Origin of the sequence: Streptomyces polyasparticus (assembly GCF_014493765.1) — a bacterium.
GTDB classification, from domain to species: Bacteria; Actinomycetota; Actinomycetes; order Streptomycetales; family Streptomycetaceae; genus Streptomyces; species Streptomyces polyasparticus.
The window spans coordinates 204,004-222,170 of record NZ_JACTVJ010000014.1 but is presented as its reverse complement, the minus strand read 5'-3'; the positions used below and the strand labels follow the sequence as shown (position 1 = coordinate 222,170).

Annotated in this window: 16 protein-coding genes and 1 riboswitch; of the genes, 10 read left to right on the top strand and 6 right to left on the bottom strand. The window is 70.4% G+C overall.

All coding sequences use genetic code 11. The features are described 5' to 3' along the window. Positions 1 to 39 precede the first annotated feature (39 nt). Both H9Y04_RS28800 and H9Y04_RS28795 read right to left on the bottom strand, forming a co-directional pair. Complete coding sequence (locus H9Y04_RS28800; RefSeq protein WP_236071577.1) at positions 40 to 2,025, bottom strand: DUF7927 domain-containing protein; 1,986 nt, start codon at positions 2,023 to 2,025, stop codon at positions 40 to 42. A gap of 139 nt (positions 2,026 to 2,164) precedes the next feature. Next, on the bottom strand, positions 2,165 to 3,115 hold the full coding sequence (locus H9Y04_RS28795; protein ID WP_187816974.1) for a glucosyl-3-phosphoglycerate synthase: 951 nt from the start codon (positions 3,113 to 3,115) through the stop codon (positions 2,165 to 2,167). A 150-nt stretch (positions 3,116 to 3,265) separates the two neighbouring features. Beyond that, positions 3,266 to 3,412, top strand: a riboswitch (SAM riboswitch). Positions 3,413 to 3,430: 18 nt separating this feature from the next. On the opposite strand from H9Y04_RS28795, the gene thrC reads away from it, so the two are divergent. The 7 genes from thrC (at position 3,431) to H9Y04_RS28760 (ending at position 11,472) form a co-directional block, all read left to right on the top strand. Continuing rightward, positions 3,431 to 4,717 (top strand): threonine synthase, encoded by a 1,287-nt coding sequence (gene thrC / locus H9Y04_RS28790; RefSeq protein ID WP_187816973.1) that lies wholly within the window; start codon positions 3,431 to 3,433, stop codon positions 4,715 to 4,717. A gap of 32 nt (positions 4,718 to 4,749) precedes the next feature. Beyond that, positions 4,750 to 5,025 carry a MoaD/ThiS family protein gene (locus H9Y04_RS28785; RefSeq protein WP_119103018.1) on the top strand — a complete coding sequence of 92 codons (276 nt, stop codon included), beginning with the start codon at positions 4,750 to 4,752 and terminating at the stop codon, positions 5,023 to 5,025. Between the two features lie 436 nt (positions 5,026 to 5,461). Then, the gene (locus H9Y04_RS28780; RefSeq protein ID WP_003986833.1) at positions 5,462 to 5,665 is read left to right on the top strand and encodes a cold-shock protein; all 204 of its coding nucleotides are present in this window, start codon (positions 5,462 to 5,464) and stop codon (positions 5,663 to 5,665) included. 336 nt (positions 5,666 to 6,001) lie between these two features. Further along, positions 6,002 to 7,624 (top strand): chaperonin GroEL, encoded by a 1,623-nt coding sequence (groL, locus tag H9Y04_RS28775; protein ID WP_187816972.1) that lies wholly within the window; start codon positions 6,002 to 6,004, stop codon positions 7,622 to 7,624. Between the two features lie 333 nt (positions 7,625 to 7,957). Continuing rightward, the gene (locus H9Y04_RS28770; RefSeq protein WP_308801136.1) at positions 7,958 to 8,836 is read left to right on the top strand and encodes a preprotein translocase subunit SecD; all 879 of its coding nucleotides are present in this window, start codon (positions 7,958 to 7,960) and stop codon (positions 8,834 to 8,836) included. A 50-nt stretch (positions 8,837 to 8,886) separates the two neighbouring features. Continuing rightward, positions 8,887 to 10,146, top strand: coding sequence for an SLC13 family permease (locus H9Y04_RS28765; RefSeq protein WP_187816971.1), 1,260 nt, complete (start codon positions 8,887 to 8,889; stop codon positions 10,144 to 10,146). Positions 10,147 to 10,329: 183 nt separating this feature from the next. Next, positions 10,330 to 11,472 (top strand): NADH:flavin oxidoreductase, encoded by a 1,143-nt coding sequence (locus H9Y04_RS28760; RefSeq protein WP_187816970.1) that lies wholly within the window; start codon positions 10,330 to 10,332, stop codon positions 11,470 to 11,472. A 190-nt stretch (positions 11,473 to 11,662) separates the two neighbouring features. Here the strand turns inward: H9Y04_RS28760 and H9Y04_RS28755 are convergent, their stop codons facing one another. From H9Y04_RS28755 to H9Y04_RS28745, 3 genes are all read right to left on the bottom strand, one after another. Further along, the gene (locus H9Y04_RS28755; protein ID WP_187816969.1) at positions 11,663 to 11,929 is read right to left on the bottom strand and encodes a DUF4031 domain-containing protein; all 267 of its coding nucleotides are present in this window, start codon (positions 11,927 to 11,929) and stop codon (positions 11,663 to 11,665) included. After that, on the bottom strand, positions 11,926 to 12,303 hold the full coding sequence (locus H9Y04_RS28750; RefSeq protein ID WP_187816968.1) for a DUF8819 family protein: 378 nt from the start codon (positions 12,301 to 12,303) through the stop codon (positions 11,926 to 11,928). The genes H9Y04_RS28755 and H9Y04_RS28750 overlap by 4 nt, the downstream gene beginning before the upstream one ends. A gap of 126 nt (positions 12,304 to 12,429) precedes the next feature. Continuing rightward, positions 12,430 to 13,665 (bottom strand): Cmx/CmrA family chloramphenicol efflux MFS transporter, encoded by a 1,236-nt coding sequence (locus tag H9Y04_RS28745; protein WP_187817095.1) that lies wholly within the window; start codon positions 13,663 to 13,665, stop codon positions 12,430 to 12,432. Positions 13,666 to 13,822: 157 nt separating this feature from the next. On the opposite strand from H9Y04_RS28745, the gene H9Y04_RS28740 reads away from it, so the two are divergent. The 3 genes from H9Y04_RS28740 to H9Y04_RS28730 all read left to right on the top strand — a co-directional run bounded on the left by H9Y04_RS28740 (position 13,823) and on the right by H9Y04_RS28730 (position 17,330). Continuing rightward, a complete protein-coding gene (locus H9Y04_RS28740) occupies positions 13,823 to 14,746 on the top strand; it encodes a MurR/RpiR family transcriptional regulator (RefSeq protein ID WP_187816967.1) in 924 nt (307 codons plus the stop codon). Between the two features lie 66 nt (positions 14,747 to 14,812). Beyond that, entirely contained in the window at positions 14,813 to 15,781 is a 969-nt protein-coding gene (gene murQ, locus H9Y04_RS28735; RefSeq protein WP_187816966.1) for an N-acetylmuramic acid 6-phosphate etherase, read from the top strand. A 40-nt stretch (positions 15,782 to 15,821) separates the two neighbouring features. Continuing rightward, positions 15,822 to 17,330 (top strand): PTS transporter subunit EIIC, encoded by a 1,509-nt coding sequence (locus H9Y04_RS28730; protein ID WP_187816965.1) that lies wholly within the window; start codon positions 15,822 to 15,824, stop codon positions 17,328 to 17,330. A gap of 165 nt (positions 17,331 to 17,495) precedes the next feature. On the opposite strand, the gene H9Y04_RS28725 is transcribed toward H9Y04_RS28730, so the two are convergent. Beyond that, positions 17,496 to 18,149: an HD domain-containing protein gene (locus H9Y04_RS28725; RefSeq protein WP_187816964.1), complete on the bottom strand. Its 654-nt coding sequence runs from the start codon at positions 18,147 to 18,149 to the stop codon at positions 17,496 to 17,498. Positions 18,150 to 18,167 lie beyond the last annotated feature (18 nt).

The following is an 18,167-nucleotide window of genomic DNA, read 5'->3' as shown; positions in this document are numbered from 1 at the left end:
CACAGGGACCCGGCCATCGAGGTGGGGAGAGGTCAGCGATCAGTCACGGCGTGACCGGGACGCCGCCAGGGCCAGCGCGCCCAGACCGCACATCACGATCGCGAGCCCGCCGTACAGCATCATGTTCGAGTTCCCGCCCGTCTCGGCCAGCGCCGGCGGGACCGGCCGGGCCTGGGTCCGCTTGCTGACGACCACGGCGACGCACGGATCCGTACCGCCCGCCCTGGTCTTCACCGGGGTGCAGGTGGTCTTCGGGACATCGCCCGTCACCGGGATCACCAGGACGCCGCCCGGGGTGCAGGAGGCCTTCACCGTCTGCTTGATGGTGACCTTGCCGCGGGCGGGCACATCGCCCGTCCACACCCAGTTCGAGCCGCTCTTGGTGATCTTGCCGCTGCTCGCCGTCGGGGTGCCGTTGCCCGCCGTCACCGGCCAGTGGATCTTCGCGGCCCGGCGGACGTACGCCGAGTCGTTCGAGATCGTGATGGTGTTGGTGGTGCTCGCACACGGCGGGACGACCGGGGTCTGCGGTTTGACGACGATCTCCAGGAACGGTGTCGGCTTCGGCGGCCGCGGGTCCTCGATCACCGGCGTGGCGCCGCAGGCCGGGTCGGTGGAGCCCTCGTCGCAGTTGGTGCGCGGGGACTCGACGTCGATGCTGTTGCGCATCCTGCCGTCGCCGGTGCGCGGGTTGTTGATGGTCACCGAGTAGGTCACCGTCACGGTCTCCCCGGCCGGGATGTCCCCGGTGAAGGAGATCTTCGGCTCGTCGTAACTCACGTTGCCCGACGGCTCGGCCCGCGCGTCGTTGTTGTACGTCGCGTCGTCGAGGTTGTCCGTGAGGTCGTCGGTGAACTTGGCGTTCGGATACGGCAGCCGGCTGATGTTCTTCGCCGTGACCGTGTACGTCAGCGTCCCGCCGGGTGCGACGGTCGTCGGCGAGGCCGTCTTGGTGATCTCCACGTCCGGCACGGGAACGGAGAACGCGAGCGCCGAGGGCACATACGTGTCACTGCGCGTACGGAAGGTCAGATCCGCCGTCGTGGCGCCCTGCGGGATGGTCTGCGCGGGGATCTCGACCGTCTTCGCGTCGATGCTGAAGTTGTTGGGGTCGCAGGGGTTCACACACCCCATGGCGTGGCTGTCGAAGAAGTTGTTGGTCGCGCCTTCCTCGTTCGGGATGTTGGTCCCGTTGACGAGGAACGTGTCCCGCAGGACGTTCGCGTCGCCCTCGAACGCGGTGACACCGGCGCGCAGCGGACCGTCGCCGGAGCGGTAGAAGCCGTCGACCGAGATCGTGGTGTCCGGGTCGCTGGAACGCTGCACCACGTGACCGCCGTAGAGGTACACGTGCTTGCGGTCCGGCGCGTGGTCGGCGTTGGGGGCGTCGTACTTGTAGACGACGTAGAGCGACCAGCCGCCGACACAGCCCTTGCCGGTCGGCGCCCAGATGTCGCCGACGGCGATCTCCACGTCGGAGCCGGTGGGCACCGAGGCGAACTGGCCGGTGACGTCGGCTTCGGCGGTGTAGTAGTGCGGGCCGCCGGTCGCCTCCGGCGTCCTGACCGCGTTCTGCACGGTCACCCTGGTCTCGGCGCCGCCGCCGACCCTGAGCACCGGCTGCTTGGTGAGCGGGTCGCCCGCGGGCTTGGTGCTGGGGCCCGCGGTGTCGCAGACATCGATCAGCTGGGTGCCGAACCTGCGGTACGTACCGGTGTTGCCGCCCCAGTACATCCGCGCGTACGCGACCTCGGCGCCCGGCGGGATCTGCACCTTGCCCGTGCTGGAGTTGATCACCGTCGAGGTGAGGCCGGCGGTGTCCGTGTACTGCATCGTGAACTGGTTGTTGTTCAGATTGCTCGCGCCCGACTGCGCGTCACGGCAGGCCGTGGCCTCGGCGGGCGGTGCGGACGGGCAGTCGAGCACCGCGTTGCCCAGCGTGATGAAGTCCCCGTACAGGGCCTCGTCATAGCGCTTCGCGAACGGCTCGACCACCACGGCGGCGGCAGGAGTAAGTGCGGTCAAGGAGGTGGCCACCGTCGCGGCGGCCACGAGAGCGCCGACCGTGCGACGGCTGACCTTCCCCAAAGCTTTTTTAACCCACATAAATGGGAAATTTAGGGAATACCATTGATCGTTCCGGGCTCCGCCACGCGCGGCGGCCTTATGCCACCCGGCCGCGCGCCCGATACTCGGCGATCTCCGCCATCGGCGGCCGCTCCTCGGTGTCCACCTCGTGCGTCCGCGGCTCGAACCCGTCCGCACCCCGCTCGAACTGCGTGAGCTTCGGCCGTACGAGATGGCCGCGGGCCAGCCGCAGCTGGGCGGTGCGGTAGATCGCCGCCGCCATCCGGCCGAGCGCCCGCCCGTCCTGGTGCCGGTGCTTGCGCACGCCGACATCGACCTGCGCCAGGGCGTCGAGGCCCATGGAGTGCAGCGCGTCGACGAGGAGGCCGAGCTCCACCCCGTATCCGACGGGGAAGGGCAGCTGTTCCAGGAGCGAGCGCCGGGCCGCGTACTCGCCGCCCAACGGCTGGACGAATCCGGCCAGTCGGGGCCAGTGCAGATTGAGCAGCGGGCGGGCGACCAGCTCCGTGACCCGCCCGCCCTGCCCCACCTCGTCCCCGAGGGGCCGGTCGTACATCGCCTTCACGAACTGCACATCCGGCTCGGTCAGGAGCGGGCCGACGATCCCGCTGACGAAGTCCGGCGAGAACTCGCGCAGATCCGCGTCCACGAAGCACACGATCTCGCCGCTGGTCACCAGGAGCGAGCGCCACAGGACCTCGCCCTTGCCGGGCACGGCGGGGATCCGCGGCAGGATCGCGTCGCGGTGCACCACGCGCGCGCCGGCCGCGGCCGCCACCTCGGCCGTACGGTCCGTGGAACCCGAGTCGATCACCACGAGCTCGTCGACCAGCGGGGCCTCGGCGGACATCAGCTCACGCCGGATCACGGTCACGATCTGCCCGACCGTGGCCTCCTCGTCGAGGGCGGGCAGCACGACGCTGACCGTCGTCCCCTGCCGCGCCTTCTCGGCGAGCAGCAGGTCGAGCGGCCGGTCCTTCGCCGACCAGGAGCGCTCCCGAAGCCAGCGCTCCACCTCTTCGAGCACGTCTGCTTACCTCTCGTGTGTGATCCATCTCGCCGTTCGGACGACTATCTCAACGGTCGGGGCCTTCGGTTACAGTCTTGAACAGCGCACATCACCACCGCATGTCGGGGTGCATGACGCCATAAACACCTGGCGGACACCAGGTCATACCGCTCATCCAGAGGGGCAGAGGGATACGGCCCGTTGAAGCCCCGGCAACCCTCCAGTCAGTCACTCGCACCGCGCGACGCGAGGTCCCTGACTCGGGAAGGTGCCAAATCCGTCTTACGGCGAAGTGCGTCGTAAGGAAGATGAGGAGAAAGGGCCTCGCCTGCCATGGCTGTTCAGACTGTTGAAGCCACCGCTACTTCCGTAGACCTCGGCCCCGCCGCCGCACTGTCCTGCCGGGAGTGCGGCCACCGGGTACCGCTCGGTCCGGTCTTCGCCTGTGAAGAGTGTTTCGGTCCCCTTGAGATCGCCTACGACTTCTCCGCGTACGAGACCGAAGAGCTCCGCGCCCGTATCGAGGCCGGTCCCGCGAACATCTGGCGTTACGCGCCGCTCCTGCCCGTCCCCGCGGACGTGGCCGAGAAGCCGAACCTGAACCCGGGCTGGACCAAGCTCGTCAAGGCCGACAACCTCGCCCGTGAAATCGGCTTCGAGCAGGGCAAGCTGTTCATCAAGGACGACTCCGGCAACCCCACGCACTCCTTCAAGGACCGCGTCGTCGCCCAGGCCATCGAGGCCGCCCGCGCCTTCGGCTTCACCACGCTCTCCTGCTCCTCCACGGGCAACCTCGCGGGCGCCGTCGGCGCCGCCGCGGCCCGCGCCGGCTTCCGCTCCTGCGTGTTCATCCCGCACGACCTGGAGCAGGGCAAGGTCGTCATGGCCGCCGTCTACGGCGGCGAGCTCGTGGCCATCGAGGGCAACTACGACGACGTGAACCGCTTCTGCTCCGAGCTCATCGGCGACCCGCTCGGCGAGGGCTGGGGCTTCGTGAACGTCAACCTGCGCCCGTACTACGCCGAGGGCTCCAAGACCCTCGCGTACGAGATCTGCGAGCAGCTCGGCTGGGAGCTGCCCGACCAGCTGGTGATCCCGATCGCCTCGGGCTCGCAGCTCACGAAGATCGACAAGGGTCTGCAGGAGCTGATCAAGCTCGGTCTGGTCGAGGACAAGCCGTACAAGATCTTCGGTGCCCAGGCCGAGGGCTGCTCCCCGGTCTCGGTGGCCTACAAGGCCGGCCACGACGTGGTCCGCCCGCAGAAGCCGAACACCATCGCCAAGTCCCTCGCGATCGGCAACCCGGCGGACGGCCCGTACGTCCTCGACATCGCGCGCCGCACCGGTGGTGCGGTGGAGGACGTGAACGACGAGCAGGTCGTGGACGCGATCAGGCTGCTCGCGCAGACCGAGGGCATCTTCGCCGAGACCGCGGGCGGTGTGACCGTCGGCGTGACCCACAAGCTGGTCAAGGACGGTGTCCTCGACCCGTCGAAGACCACCGTGGTGCTCAACACCGGTGACGGCCTCAAGACCCTCGACGCGGTCGCCGGTACGGGCGCGACCGCGACCATCCGCCCGAACCTGGACGCCTTCCGCGCCGCGGGTCTCGCGAGCTGACCTCCCCACACTTCCCGAAAGGCATCGGTCCCATGAGCGTGAACGTCCGTATCCCCACCATCCTGCGCACCTACACCGGCGGGCAGGCCGAGGTCGCCGCCGAGGGCGCGACCCTCGCCGAGGTCATCGCCGACCTGGAGAAGAACCACACGGGGATCGCCGCCCGCGTCCTCGACGACCAGGGCAAGCTGCGCCGCTTCGTGAACGTCTACGTGAACGACGACGACGTGCGCTTCGAGCAGGGTCTGGAGACGGCCACCCCGGACGGGGCCGGCGTCTCGATCATCCCCGCCGTCGCGGGCGGCTGACCGTCTGTCTCTTCTTTGTGAGTTGCCCTCTCCGCGCAGGAAGCGGAGGGGGCAATTCTGCATGGTTGAGAGAGGTACAGTTGGGAATGCTGTTTCGCCCTTTTACGCGGGTGCGGTGAGAGTGTGCCGGGAGCATATGAGAACTCCTCGCGTACACGGACAAGAACTGGCCTTCCTGTGCGCACCGTTCGCACGATTCACGCCCTTTGTCTGGCCCGACTTGCCCTGAACTCCGGTGAATTCTCCGTAAATTCCCGATCGGTCGTGCCCAGAATTCTCGTCCGATTGACCTGTTGCAGACGGCAGTTGGACAGATACATTCAGCGGCGGTCGACGCGTTCCGGCGCACACACACCCCTACCTGTCGGGGGGTGAGTTCTGACCCGGATCCGCGAAGTGCGGATCTGTGCAAGGGCCAGTAATAGGGGAGTTAGGCATGGCTCAGGGCACCGTCAAGTGGTTCAACGCGGAGAAGGGCTACGGCTTCATCGCGGTCGACGGTGGTGCGGATGTATTCGTCCACTACAGCGCGATTCAGATGGACGGTTACCGCACCCTTGAAGAGGGCCAGCGGGTCGAGTTCGAGATCTCGCAGGGTCAGAAGGGGCCGCAGGCGGACATGGTCCGTGTGGCTGGCTGATCGCGCCGGAGCAGTCTGCAACGACGTGATGAAGGGTCCGCATCCCGGAGACGGGGTGCGGGCCCTTCTGTTTGTGCGCCTCCCCTGCGTTCGTGCGTGCGCCTTGTGTGCCTATGGGTGAGGTGCCCGATCTTCGGGAGCCGCTTGCACTCGACAGGGGCGAGTGCTAATCATTGGCGTTAGCACTCTCCCAGTGAGAGTGACAGAAACTTGGATCGGACCGATGAGGTCCACTGGGCCGGGTGGGGCAAGGAACCATCGGGGCCGGGGGCCGTCCGTCGCGGGCATCGCGCTCGATCCGGAGCAATCCACCCCTGTCCGGGAGGACCACTTCACATGGCCAAGATCATCGCGTTCGACGAGGAGGCACGGCGCGGTCTCGAGCGCGGGATGAACCAGCTCGCCGACGCCGTCAAGGTCACCCTTGGCCCCAAGGGCCGCAACGTCGTCCTCGAGAAGAAGTGGGGCGCCCCCACGATCACCAACGATGGTGTTTCCATCGCCAAGGAGATCGAGCTCGAGGACCCGTACGAGAAGATCGGCGCCGAGCTGGTCAAGGAAGTCGCCAAGAAGACGGACGACGTCGCCGGCGACGGTACGACCACCGCCACCGTTCTCGCCCAGGCGCTCGTCCGCGAGGGTCTGCGCAACGTGGCCGCGGGTGCCAACCCGATGGCCCTCAAGCGCGGCATCGAGAAGGCCGTCGAGGCCGTCTCCGGTGCGCTGCTCGACCAGGCCAAGGAGGTCGAGACCAAGGAGCAGATCGCTTCGACCGCCTCCATCTCCGCCGCCGACACCCAGATCGGCGAGCTCATCGCCGAGGCCATGGACAAGGTCGGCAAGGAAGGCGTCATCACGGTCGAGGAGGCCCAGACCTTCGGTCTGGAGCTGGAGCTCACCGAGGGCATGCGCTTCGACAAGGGCTACATCTCGGCGTACTTCGCGACCGACATGGAGCGCATGGAGGCCGTCCTCGAGGACCCGTACATCCTCATCGCCAACTCGAAGATCGGGTCCGTCAAGGACCTGCTCCCGCTCCTCGAGAAGGTCATGCAGTCCGGCAAGCCGCTGCTGATCATCGCCGAGGACGTCGAGGGCGAGGCGCTCTCCACCCTGGTCGTCAACAAGATCAAGGGCACCTTCCGCTCCGTGGCCGTCAAGGCCCCGGGCTTCGGCGACCGCCGCAAGGCGATGCTGAACGACATCGCCATCCTCACCGGCGGCGAGGTCATCTCCGAGGAGGTCGGTCTCAAGCTCGAGAACGCGACCGTGGACCTTCTGGGCCGTGCCCGCAAGGTCGTCATCACCAAGGACGAGACCACGATCGTCGACGGTGCCGGTGACAGCGAGGCCGTCAACGGCCGCGTGAACCAGATCCGCGCCGAGATCGAGCAGTCGGACTCCGACTACGACCGCGAGAAGCTCCAGGAGCGCCTCGCGAAGCTCGCCGGCGGCGTGGCGGTCATCAAGGCCGGTGCCGCGACCGAGGTCGAGCTCAAGGAGCGCAAGCACCGCATCGAGGACGCCGTTCGCAACGCGAAGGCGGCCGTCGAAGAGGGCATCGTCGCCGGTGGTGGCGTGGCCCTGCTGCAGGCCTCCACGGTCTTCGAGAAGCTGGAGCTCGAGGGTGACGAGGCGACCGGCGCCAACGCCGTGCGTCTCGCGCTCGAGGCCCCGCTGAAGCAGATCGCCGTCAACGGTGGTCTCGAGGGCGGCGTCATCGTCGAGAAGGTGCGCAACCTTCCCGTCGGCCACGGCCTGAACGCCGCGACCGGTGAGTACGTCGACATGATCGCCGAGGGCATCATCGACCCGGCGAAGGTCACGCGTTCTGCCCTGCAGAACGCCGCGTCCATCGCCGCGCTGTTCCTCACCACCGAGGCTGTCATCGCCGACAAGCCCGAGAAGGCCGGTGCCCCCGCGGGTGGCGGCATGCCGGGTGGTGACATGGACTTCTGATCCTCGCGGATCGGTTGTTCTGTCGAGCGTTCGCTCGTTCGCAGGGGCGGTGCTTCTTCCTTCGGGGAGGGGCGCCGCCCCTGTGGCGTTTCCGGTGCGGGTGGGTGGGGGTGCGGGTGGTGCGCCTGCGGCGGGCTGATTTCCCCTACCCGCCCCTTCCCGAAACCGGGGCTGCGCCCCGGACCCCCTTGGGGCTTCGCCCCTTGCCCCCACTGGGGGCTGCGCCCCCAGACCCCGCCTGCTCAAGCGCCGCAGGGGCTGGATGGTCTGCTCAAGCGCCGCAGGGGCTGGATTTGCCGGACCGGCCGGGGTGTTCGCTGGCACCATGGCCGGGTGAACTCGGGGAAGCGGCGCCTTCGGGGCGTGAAGTGGGGTCTCGTGCCGGCGGGCGTGGTGCTGGCGCTCGCGGCCTGTGGTGGGGCCTCCTCGGGCGACGGGGACTGGCTCGGGCGTGCCACCGGGGCGGGGTCGTCCGCGCCGGCGGACGGATCCTCCTCGGCGTCTGCGCCACCGGCGTCCGGCGGGAGTATCAGCGTCACGTTCACGCCCCGGGGCAGTGCGGGCCCGCCGCCCGCCGAGGCCCTCGAGCAGACCGCCGCCCTGATGCGGAAGCGGGCCGAGAGCGCCGGGCTGCGGGGTGTCGAGGTCGCCGTGAAGGACGGCGGAATCGTCGTCAGCGGGGGAGGCGGCGACGAAGAGGCGCTCAAGTCCCTCGGCCGCACCGCCGAGTTGGGCTTCCGGCCTGTGCGGAACGCACAGATGGTGGCGAAGGACGCGTGCCAGGTGCGCGAGGCCGCAGCGGCCGAGCCGCTCACCACCTGCGGCACGGACGCGAGCGGCGCCACCACGCAGTACGTCCTCGAACGGGTCGCCCTGCCGGGCACCGAGATCGCCCGCGCGCAGGCGGCGCACGACAAGGCCATGGGCACCTGGACCGTGAACCTGGAGTTCACCGCGCAGGGCACAGCCCACTTCGCCGACGTCACGGCCGAGCTGGCGCAGCAGCAGCCGCCGGCCAACCAGTTCGCGATCGTCCTCGACGGCGAGGTCGTCTCCGCGCCGTCGGTGCAGCAGGCGCTCACCGGCGGCCGGGCACAGATCTCCGGCTCGTTCACCGAGCGCAGCGCACGGGAGCTGGCGGCCCAGCTCTCCTCGGGTGCGCTGCCGGTCGACCTGGAGGCGTCGAGCGTGACGCGGGTGCCGGGCAGCTAGGCGCGCCGCCTTGCCGCGGGCTGCCCACCGGGTGTCCGTGCGCAGGAGCGATGATCGGGTACGTGCTGATCGAGTCCCTGGCCGTGGCCGCCCTCGTCGTCGTCCTCGTGTGTGCCGTCGTACGGCCCTTCGGGAGGGCCGAGGCGTGGTTCGCCGTGCCCGCCGCGGCCGTCGTGATCGTGGCCGGTGCGCTGCCGCTCGCGGAGGTGGAGGAGGAGGCCGCCCGGCTCGGACCCGTGATCGGGTTCCTCGCCGCGGTCCTCGTCCTCGCCAAGCTCTGCGACGACGAAGGGCTCTTCCACGCCTGCGGTACATGGATGGCGCGCTGGGCCAGGCACCGTCCGCGGCGGCTGCTCGGCTCGGTGTTCGCGCTCGCCTCGCTGATCACCGCCGCGCTCAGCCTGGACGCCACCGTCGTCCTGCTCACCCCGGTGGTCTTCGCCACCGCCGCGCGCATGGGCGCACGGCCCGCGCCCCATGTGTACGCGAGCGGCCACCTCTCCAACACGGCCTCGCTGCTGCTCCCCGTATCGAATCTGACGAACCTCCTCGCGTTCGCCGCCACCGGTCTCAGCTTCACGCGGTTCGCGCTGCTCATGCTGCTGCCGTGGCTGGTGGCCATCGCCGTCGAGTACGGGGTGTTCCGGTGGTTCTTCGCCGCCGATCTCGATGCGCCCGCCGCGGCCACGGACGCCGACGAGCCGCCCGAGCTGCCGCTGTTCGCCCTGGTCACGGTGTGCGCGACGCTCGTCGGGTTCGGTGTCGCGTCCGCGGTCGGCATCGACCCGGCCTGGGCGGCGGCCGCGGGTGCGGCGGTGATGGCGGTACGGGCGCTGAGCAGGCGGCATGTCACGCCGGCCGGGATCGTGCGCGCGACGCACTGGCCGTTCCTGCTGTTCGTGCTCTGCCTCGGCATCATCGTGCGGGCCGTGGTCGACAACGGACTCGGTGTCGCCCTCGCCCATGTCCTGCCCGACGGGAGCTCCCTGCCGGCGCTGCTCGGCACGGCCGCGCTCGCCGCGCTCCTCGCGAACCTGATCAACAACCTGCCCGCGGTCCTCGCCCTGATCCCGCTCGCCGCCCCGTCCGGTCCGGGTGCGGTCCTCGCCGTGCTGCTCGGCGTGAACATCGGGCCCAACCTGACGTACACCGGCTCCCTGGCCACGCTCCTGTGGCGGCGGATCGCGCAGCAGCACGACCACGACGTACGGCTGCGGGAGTTCACCGTGCTCGGGCTGCTCACCACGCCGGCCGCGCTGTTCGGGGCGACGGTGGCGTTGTGGGTGGGATTGCGTGGATTGGGGGTCTGAACGGCTCCCAGGGTGGCGCGGCGCACGTATCCGGGATCACACGGGCAGCGCCTCGGGAGACGGAATGCGGTGCGGGATGCGGCCGTTGCAGTGGACACCGACCGGTACATGCACACCGGTCGGTATGTTCGTGCCCGCCCTGTCCGTGCTCGTCCATGAGCCCCCTTCCCAAGGAGCCCCCACGTGACCCTCGCCGATGCCTCCACGCCCGTCGGCACCTCGGGCCGTGCAGCCGAGGTCCTGTCCCGTCCCCTGCGGCTTGCCGGTCTGACCGTCCCGAACCGCATCGCCATGGCGCCCATGACCCGGATGTTCTCGCCGGGCGGCATACCCACCGACGACGTGGTCTCGTACTACGCGCGCCGTGCCGCCGCGGGCGTCGGCCTGATCATCACCGAGGGCACGTACGTCGGTCACGCTTCGGCCGGCCAGAGCGACAGCGTGCCGCGCTTCCACGGCGAGGAGCAGCTCGCCGGCTGGAAGAAGGTCGTGGACGCGGTGCACGCCGCGGGCGGCACGATCGTGCCGCAGCTGTGGCACATCGGCATGGTCCGCAGGGCCGGCGAGCCGCCGTTCGCGGACGCCGAGCCCATGGGTCCGTCCGGCATCTACAAGCCAGGTGCGAAGCCCACCGGCAAGGCGATGGAGCAGGCCGACCTCGACGAGGTGATCGCGGCCTTCGCGCAGGCCGCGGCCGACGCCGAGCGCCTCGGCTTCGACGGGGTCGAACTGCACGGTGCGCACGGCTACTTGATCGACCAGTTCCTGTGGGAGGGCACCAACCGCCGCACCGACGCGTACGGGGGCTCCGCGGTGGCCCGGACGAAGTTCGCGGCCGAGATCGTCGCGGCGGTCCGTGCCGCCGTCTCGCCGTCCTTCCCCGTCCTCTTCCGCTTCTCGCAGTGGAAGCAGCAGGACTACACGGCCCGCCTCGCCGAGACCCCCGAGGAGCTGGCGTCGATCCTGACCCCGCTCGCCGAGGCCGGTGTCGACGTCTTCCACGCCTCGACCCGCCGCTACTGGCTCCCCGAGTTCGAGGGCTCCGAGCTGAACCTCGCAGGCTGGACGAAGAAGATCACGGGCAAGCCCGTGATCTCTGTCGGTTCGGTGGGTCTGGACGGCGAGTTCATCAAGGCCTTCCAGGGCGAGGGCTCGCAGCTGCGCTCCCTCGACGACCTTCTCGACCGCTTCGAGCGCGACGAGTTCGACATGGTGGCGGTGGGGCGGGCGCTGCTCCAGGACCCGGAGTGGGCGGCGAAGGTGCTGTCGGGGCGGGGGTCGGAGCTGAGGGCTTACGACGCGGCGTCGCTCGGGTCGCTCAGCTGACGCCCCGGGGGCCGGCCGGGTGCGGGCCGCGGCCGGCCGGTGCCCCCGCGGGCGGGTGGCCCCTTCTTGTCACAAGGTGACCAACGTCCTAGGTGGCGTGGGGAGTTGATGTCGCTCTGGGCCGGGACCGCTCCCTCCACGCGGCCTATGTCACGGGAGGAGTCCGTCGGGGCGGCCTAAGGAACCCGACTCAGGCCGGCCGCCCCTTGGGGCGGCGCAGGCCGGAGGTGGTCAGGAGGCGGACGACCTCGCGGGAGGAGACCTCGACCGCGCCCGCCCGCACCGCGTCCGCGTAGCGGGATTCCGGGATGTCGTAGTGATCGCGTTCGAAGGCACGTGCGGGGCAGCCGATCCGGGCGGCGAACGCGTGCAGTTCCTCGTACGAGGAGTCACTCACCAGGTGCGACCACATCCGCCCGTGGCCCGGCCACGTGGGCGGGTCGATGTAGACCGTCACCGCGTCACCTCACCGAGCGCCCCCACCCGCGCCACGACCACTGCGGCCTTGGCGCAGACCCAGTGCGGATCGGGGCCGAGCTCCGGCTCCACCTCGAGGGCGTGCGGATCGCCCGATCCGCAGACGGGACACAGGGGCCAGCGCCCGTACCGTTCGAGCAGCGCGTCCTGGACGTCCTGCGCCACCAGACCCGCCAGGTACTCCGCACCGTCCGGCCACTGCTCGACCCACCAGCGCCGGTGCGCCACCGAGTCCTCGACCAGCGAGACGACATCGGCTTCGGCCACGTCACCGGCCACGAGGTCGGCGAGCACGAGGGCGCGTGCCGTGTGGAGTGCCTGCTCCAGGCGGGGCTTGTGTTCCGCGTCGTCCATACCGCCATTGTGCTCCTGGCCCGATGGGCCGTGTCGGCCCGGATCGGACCCGCCCACTAGGACCGCACCCCGACCGTCACGTGCCCGCCCATCACGACCGCACCCCGACCGACACGTGCCCGCCGCCTAGGACCGCACCTCGACCGCCGCACCCCCGGCCGCGTCTGCGGCCGTGCTCCCGGCCACCTTCCGCGAGCGGGACACGCCGTCGCCGCCCCGGCTCCGCTGCAGTCGCAGTGCCGCGTACGCCGTCAGCAGGGCCGTCACCGTCATCGCCGCCCCGGCCCACGCCGGCGAACGGAAGCCGAAGCCCGCGTCGATCACCGTGCCGCCGAGCCAGGGGCCGCCGGTGTTGCCGAGGTTGAAGGCCGCGGTCGTCGTCGCGCCCGCGAGGGTGGGCGCGGCACCGGCGAGGTTGAACATCCGGGCGTTGAGCGCGGGCGCCGTGTAGAACGCGGAGAAGCCGAGCAGGAACGACAGCGCGACCACCGCCACCGCACTGCCCGCGAACAGCGCGAACGCACCGAGGAAGACCGTCGACGCGGCGATCCCGCTGAACATCACGCCGAACAGGTGCGCATCCGCGATCCGCCCGCCGACCGCCGTACCGATCAGCGCGCCCACACCGAAGAGCCCGAGCACCCACGGCACCCAGTGCGAGTCGAGCCCGGCCACGTCGGTGAGCAGCGGTGCGAGATAGCTGAACGTGCAGAAGACACCGCCGGCCGCGAGCGCGATCAGCGCGATCTGCAGCCAGACGGCACGGTCCTTGTAGATCGCGAGCTCGCGCCGCAGCTGCGGCTTCTGCTCGGGGAGCGGGATGCGCGGGATCAGCATGACAACGCCGACGAGCGCGATCGCGGAGGAGACGGCCACGGCCCAGAACGCCGAGCGCCAGCCGAGGGTCTCGCCGAGGAAGGCGCCGGCGGGGACGCCGAGCACGTTCGCGACCGAGAGCCCGCCGATCATCACGGCCATCGCGCGGGCCCGCTGCCCGAGGTCCACCATCGCGATGGCGACGGCCGCGCCGACCGCCCAGAAGCCCGCACAGGCGAGGGCGGCGATGACCCGGGAGGCGAAGAGGATCTCGTACGAGGGGGCGAGGGCGCCCATGATCTGGCCGAGGCCGAAGACGGAGATCAGGGTGATGAGGGTGGTGCGGCGCGGCAGCCGCAGCGTCGCCACGGCGAGCAGCGGCGCGCCCACGACCATGCCGATCGCGAACGCCGAGATCAGCAGTCCGGCCTGCGGGATGGTGACGTCCATGTCCCGGGCGATCTCCGGGAGCAGCCCGGAGAGCATGAACTCGGCTGTCCCCAGGGCGAATACGGCCACCCCGAGGGTGTAGACGGCTATGGGCATACGGGTGCGCGTAGCGGGTGCGGGCATGTCAGGTGCAAACACCTGTGAGGCGGCTTTCATTCCGGGGCCCGTGAGGAAACCGTGACCCAGGTCCTGTGATGAAGCCGGGACCAAGGGCCTCTTGACGACATAAGAAGACGGAAAATATCTTTCAAGCGTGAGCAGTGACCTGAAGGAAATTTTCACGGGCGGCACCCAGGCGCCGGCACCGGCGGCCCTCGCGGCCAAGGTGCGTACGCTCGCCCCGTCCATGACGCGCTCCATGCAGCGCGTCGCCGAGGCCGTCGCCGGCGACCCGGCCGGCTGTGCGGCCCTGACCGTGACGGGCCTGGCCGAGCGCACCGGCACCAGCGAGGCGACCGTGGTGCGCACCGCGCGTCTGCTCGGCTACCCCGGCTACCGCGATCTGCGCCTGGCGCTCGCGGGCCTCGCGGCCCAGCAGCAGTCGGGCCGCGCGCCGGCCGTCACCGCCGACATCGCCGTCGACGATCCGCTGCCCGACGTGGTCGCCAAGCTCGCGTACGACGAGCAGCAGACCCTCGCCGACACCGCCGCCGGTCTGGACATGGCCCAGCTCGGCGCCGCCGTCACCGCCCTCGCGGCCGCCCGCCGCGTGGAGATCTACGGTGTGGCCGCCTCGGGTCTGGTCGCGCAGGACCTCGCGCAGAAACTGCTCCGTATCGGGCACATCGCCTTCGCCCACTCCGATCCGCACCTGGCCGTCACCAACGCGGTGACCCTGCGCTCCGGCGACGTGGCCATCGCGATCACGCACTCGGGCTCGACCGGCGACATCATCGAGCCGCTGCGCGTCGCCTTCGAGCACGGCGCGACGACGATCGCGGTCACCGGCCGCCCGGACAGCCCGGTCACGCAGTACGCGGACCACATACTCACCACCTCCACCGCGCGCGAGAGCGAGCTCAGGCCCGCCGCGATGTCCTCGCGCACGTCCCAACTGCTCGTCGTGGACTGCCTGTTCGTCGGCGTCGCGCAGCGTACGTACGAGACCGCGGCGCCCGCGCTCGCCGCCTCCTACGAGGCGCTCGCACACCGGCACAGCCCGCGTACGACCCGCTAGGGACACCCACAGCCCCCCGCAATTCCTGCCGCCACCCCTCACCCGCACATGGAAGAGCACCCCGTCATGACCTCCACCACGCCCGAAACCGCCGATGCCGCCGGTTCGGACAGCACCTACGGCGAGCTGCGCGCGCAGCTGGCGACGCTGACGACCGAGGCGTTCCGGCCCGAACTCGCCGAGATCGACCGGCAGTCCACGCTGGAGATCGCGGCCACGATGAACGCCGAGGACGCCTCCGTGCCGGCCGCCGTCGCCGAGCGGCTGCCGCAGATCGCGGCCGCGATCGACGGCACGGCCGAGCGGATGGCGCGCGGCGGACGGCTGATCTACGCGGGCGCCGGTACGGCGGGACGCCTGGGCGTGCTCGACGCCTCCGAGTGCCCGCCGACCTTCAACACCGACCCGTCCGAGGTCGTCGGCCTGATCGCGGGCGGCCCCTCCGCCATGGTCACGGCAGTGGAAGGCGCGGAGGACTCCAAGGAGCTGGCCCGCGAGGACCTCGACAACCTCGGCATCACCGCCGACGACACCGTGGTCGGCATCTCGGCCTCCGGCCGCACCCCGTACGCGATCGGCGCCGTCGAACACGCCCGCGCGAAGGGCGCGTTGACCATCGGCCTGTCCTGCAACGCCGACTCGGCCCTCGCGGCCGCGGCCGAGCACGGCATCGAGGTCGTGGTCGGCCCTGAACTCCTCACCGGCTCCACCCGGTTGAAGGCGGGCACGGCCCAGAAGCTCGTCCTCAACATGCTCTCCACCATCACGATGATCCGGCTCGGCAAGACGTACGGGAATCTGATGGTGGACGTCCGCGCCTCCAACGAGAAGCTGCGGGCCCGCTCCCGGCGCATCGTCGCCCTCGCCACCGACGCCTCCGACGAGGCCATCGAGGCGGCCCTCACCGGAGCGGACGGGGAGGTGAAGACCGCCATCCTCATGATCCTCGCGGATATCGACGCCGCTACCGCGAACAGGCTCCTGACCGGCTCGCACGGCCATCTGCGCGCCGCGCTGCAGGCAGCCGGCAGCTGACCCACCCCGCACTTCCCCCCAGAGCAAGGCACCACCGCACATGAGCACCGAAGACAAGAACCGCGCCACTGCCGCCGCGATCCTGCCCCTCGTCGGCGGCGCGGCCAACATCACCTCGATCGCCCACTGCATGACCCGCCTCAGGCTTGGTCTGCGGGACCGCTCCCTCGTCCAGGACGAGGCCCTGAAGGCCGTACCGGCCGTGATGGGTGTCGTCGAGGACGACACGTACCAGATCGTGCTCGGCCCGGGCACGGTCGCCCGGGTCACCCCCGAGTTCGAGGCGCTGGTCGCCGAGGAGCGCGAGAACTCCCCCGAGGCCGAAGCCGAGGCGCACCCCGTCTCGGCCGACGAACTCGCCTCCCAGGGCGCGGCGATGAAGGCGGCGCGGAAGGCGAAGAACCAGACGCCGTTCAAGCTGTTCCTGCGCCGGATCGCGAACATCTTCGTCCCGCTGATCCCGGCCCTCATCGGCTGCGGCATCATCGCCGGCCTCAACGGCCTTCTCATCAACCTGGGCTGGCTGCCGTCGGTGACCCCCGCCCTCGCGGCCATCGCCTCCGGCTTCATGGCCCTGATCGCCGTCTTCGTGGGCTTCAACACGGCCAAGGAGTTCGGCGGTACGCCGATCCTGGGCGGCGCGGTCGCGGCGATCATCGTCTTCCCCGGTGTCGCCAACGTCGAGGCCTTCGGCCAGCAGCTCTCGCCCGGGCAGGGCGGTGTGCTCGGCGCGCTCGGTGCGGCGGTGCTCGCCACGTACATCGAGAAGTGGTGCCGCAAGTGGGTCCCGGAGGCGGTGGACGTGCTGGTCACCCCGACCGTCACGGTGCTGCTCTCCGGCCTGGTCACGATCTTCGGCCTGATGTTCCTCGCCGGTGAGATCTCCACGGGCATCGGCACGGCCGCGAACTGGCTCCTGGAGAACACGGGCGGCTTCGCCGGCCTCGTCCTCGGCGGCCTCTTCCTGCCCCTGGTCATGCTCGGCCTGCACCAGGCCCTGATCCCGATCCACACCACGCTCATCGAGCAGCAGGGCTACACCGTCCTGCTGCCCATCCTGGCGATGGCGGGCGCGGGGCAGGTCGGCTGCGCGATCGCGGTATTCAAGCGCCTCAAGCACAACACCTCGATCCGTACGACCATCAAGTCGGCGCTCCCCGCGGGCTTCCTGGGCGTCGGCGAGCCCCTCATCTACGGTGTCTCGCTGCCCCTTGGCCGCCCCTTCATCACCGCCTGCATCGGCGGCGCGGCGGGCGGCGCGTTCGTCGGCACGTTCTCGATGCTCGGCGACAAGGTCGGCTCGACCGCGATCGGCCCGTCGGGCTGGGCCCTGTTCCCCCTCCTCGACGGCAACAAGGGCCTCGGCCTGACCATCGCGATCTACGCGGGCGGCCTGCTCGTCGGCTACCTGGTCGGCTTCTTCGCCACGTACTTCTTCGGCTTCAGCAAGCAGATGCTGGTGGATCTGAACGTGCCGCAGGAGTCGGTCGTGGCGTCGGCCCCGGCCGCTCCGGCCGCGAAGCCGGCCACGGAGCCCGCACGGCTCTGACCTGACGATACGGACCCACGAAGGGCGGCACCCCCAGGTGCAGGGGATGCCGCCCTTCGTCTGCCGACCGCAGGGGCTGTATCTGCCGGACCGGCTGGAAGCCCCACCGGGCCGCAGCCGCGGAACCGGCCCCAAGACGAAGCAGGGGCGGCGGACCAGCCGACGTCAGGACTGCGAGGCCGTCAGGGAACGGAGCTCGCGCTCCAAGTTGGCCCGGGCCCGGGGCTCCCACTCCCTCACCCCGTGCGGCGTGTGGAAGAGGCGGGGGAGGGTCAGGAGCTGGGAGAGGATCTGGGCTCGGCCCGAGCGGAACGCGTCGTCCGGGACGAAGGCGTACTCCTCGCGTACTGCCTTCGTATACGCCGCATACGACGCGGGCTCCGAGGCCAGGATCGCCAGGTCCGCATCACAGAGCACCTGCCCGTCACGGTCGTCCGCGTCCGGCGCGTGCGTGACCGTCAGACGCACCAGGCGGGCCACCTCGGACACGGCCGCGGGCGCCAACCCCGCCTCGGCGAGCGCGCGTTCGGCCAGGCGGGCCGAGCGCTCCTCGTTCTCCGAGCGTTCGGGCAGGTAGACGGCGTCGTGGAACCACGCGGCAAGGCGCACGAGTTCGGGCGAGTGGGCATGCTCGGCCAGCGCCTCGACATGGTCGAGCACCGCGGTGAGGTGCGCGAGCGTGTGATAGCGGCGCTGCGGTTCGGCCCAGCGGGCCAGGAGATTGTCCGCGTACGGCAGCGGGTCGGGCTGCTCCGCCCCGCCCCGGGCCCGGATGAGCGCCTCCGACCAGCGGCTGCGCAGTTTGTCGTAGTCGGCCATGGCGGCAGCCTAGGCCCC

Excerpts from the sequence above, each read along its gene's own strand:
- thrC (WP_187816973.1), top strand. The coding sequence starts at position 3,431 with ATGGCTGTTCAGACTGTTGAAGCCACCGCTACTTCCGTAGACCTCGGC.
- H9Y04_RS28785 (WP_119103018.1), top strand. The coding sequence starts at position 4,750 with ATGAGCGTGAACGTCCGTATCCCCACCATCCTGCGCACCTACACCGGC.
- H9Y04_RS28780 (WP_003986833.1), top strand. The coding sequence starts at position 5,462 with ATGGCTCAGGGCACCGTCAAGTGGTTCAACGCGGAGAAGGGCTACGGC.
- groL (WP_187816972.1), top strand. The coding sequence starts at position 6,002 with ATGGCCAAGATCATCGCGTTCGACGAGGAGGCACGGCGCGGTCTCGAG.
- H9Y04_RS28765 (WP_187816971.1), top strand. The coding sequence starts at position 8,887 with ATGATCGGGTACGTGCTGATCGAGTCCCTGGCCGTGGCCGCCCTCGTC.
- H9Y04_RS28750 (WP_187816968.1), bottom strand. The coding sequence starts at position 12,303 with ATGGACGACGCGGAACACAAGCCCCGCCTGGAGCAGGCACTCCACACG.
- H9Y04_RS28745 (WP_187817095.1), bottom strand. The coding sequence starts at position 13,665 with ATGCCCATAGCCGTCTACACCCTCGGGGTGGCCGTATTCGCCCTGGGG.
- murQ (WP_187816966.1), top strand. The coding sequence starts at position 14,813 with ATGACCTCCACCACGCCCGAAACCGCCGATGCCGCCGGTTCGGACAGC.
- H9Y04_RS28730 (WP_187816965.1), top strand. The coding sequence starts at position 15,822 with ATGAGCACCGAAGACAAGAACCGCGCCACTGCCGCCGCGATCCTGCCC.
- H9Y04_RS28725 (WP_187816964.1), bottom strand. The coding sequence starts at position 18,149 with ATGGCCGACTACGACAAACTGCGCAGCCGCTGGTCGGAGGCGCTCATC.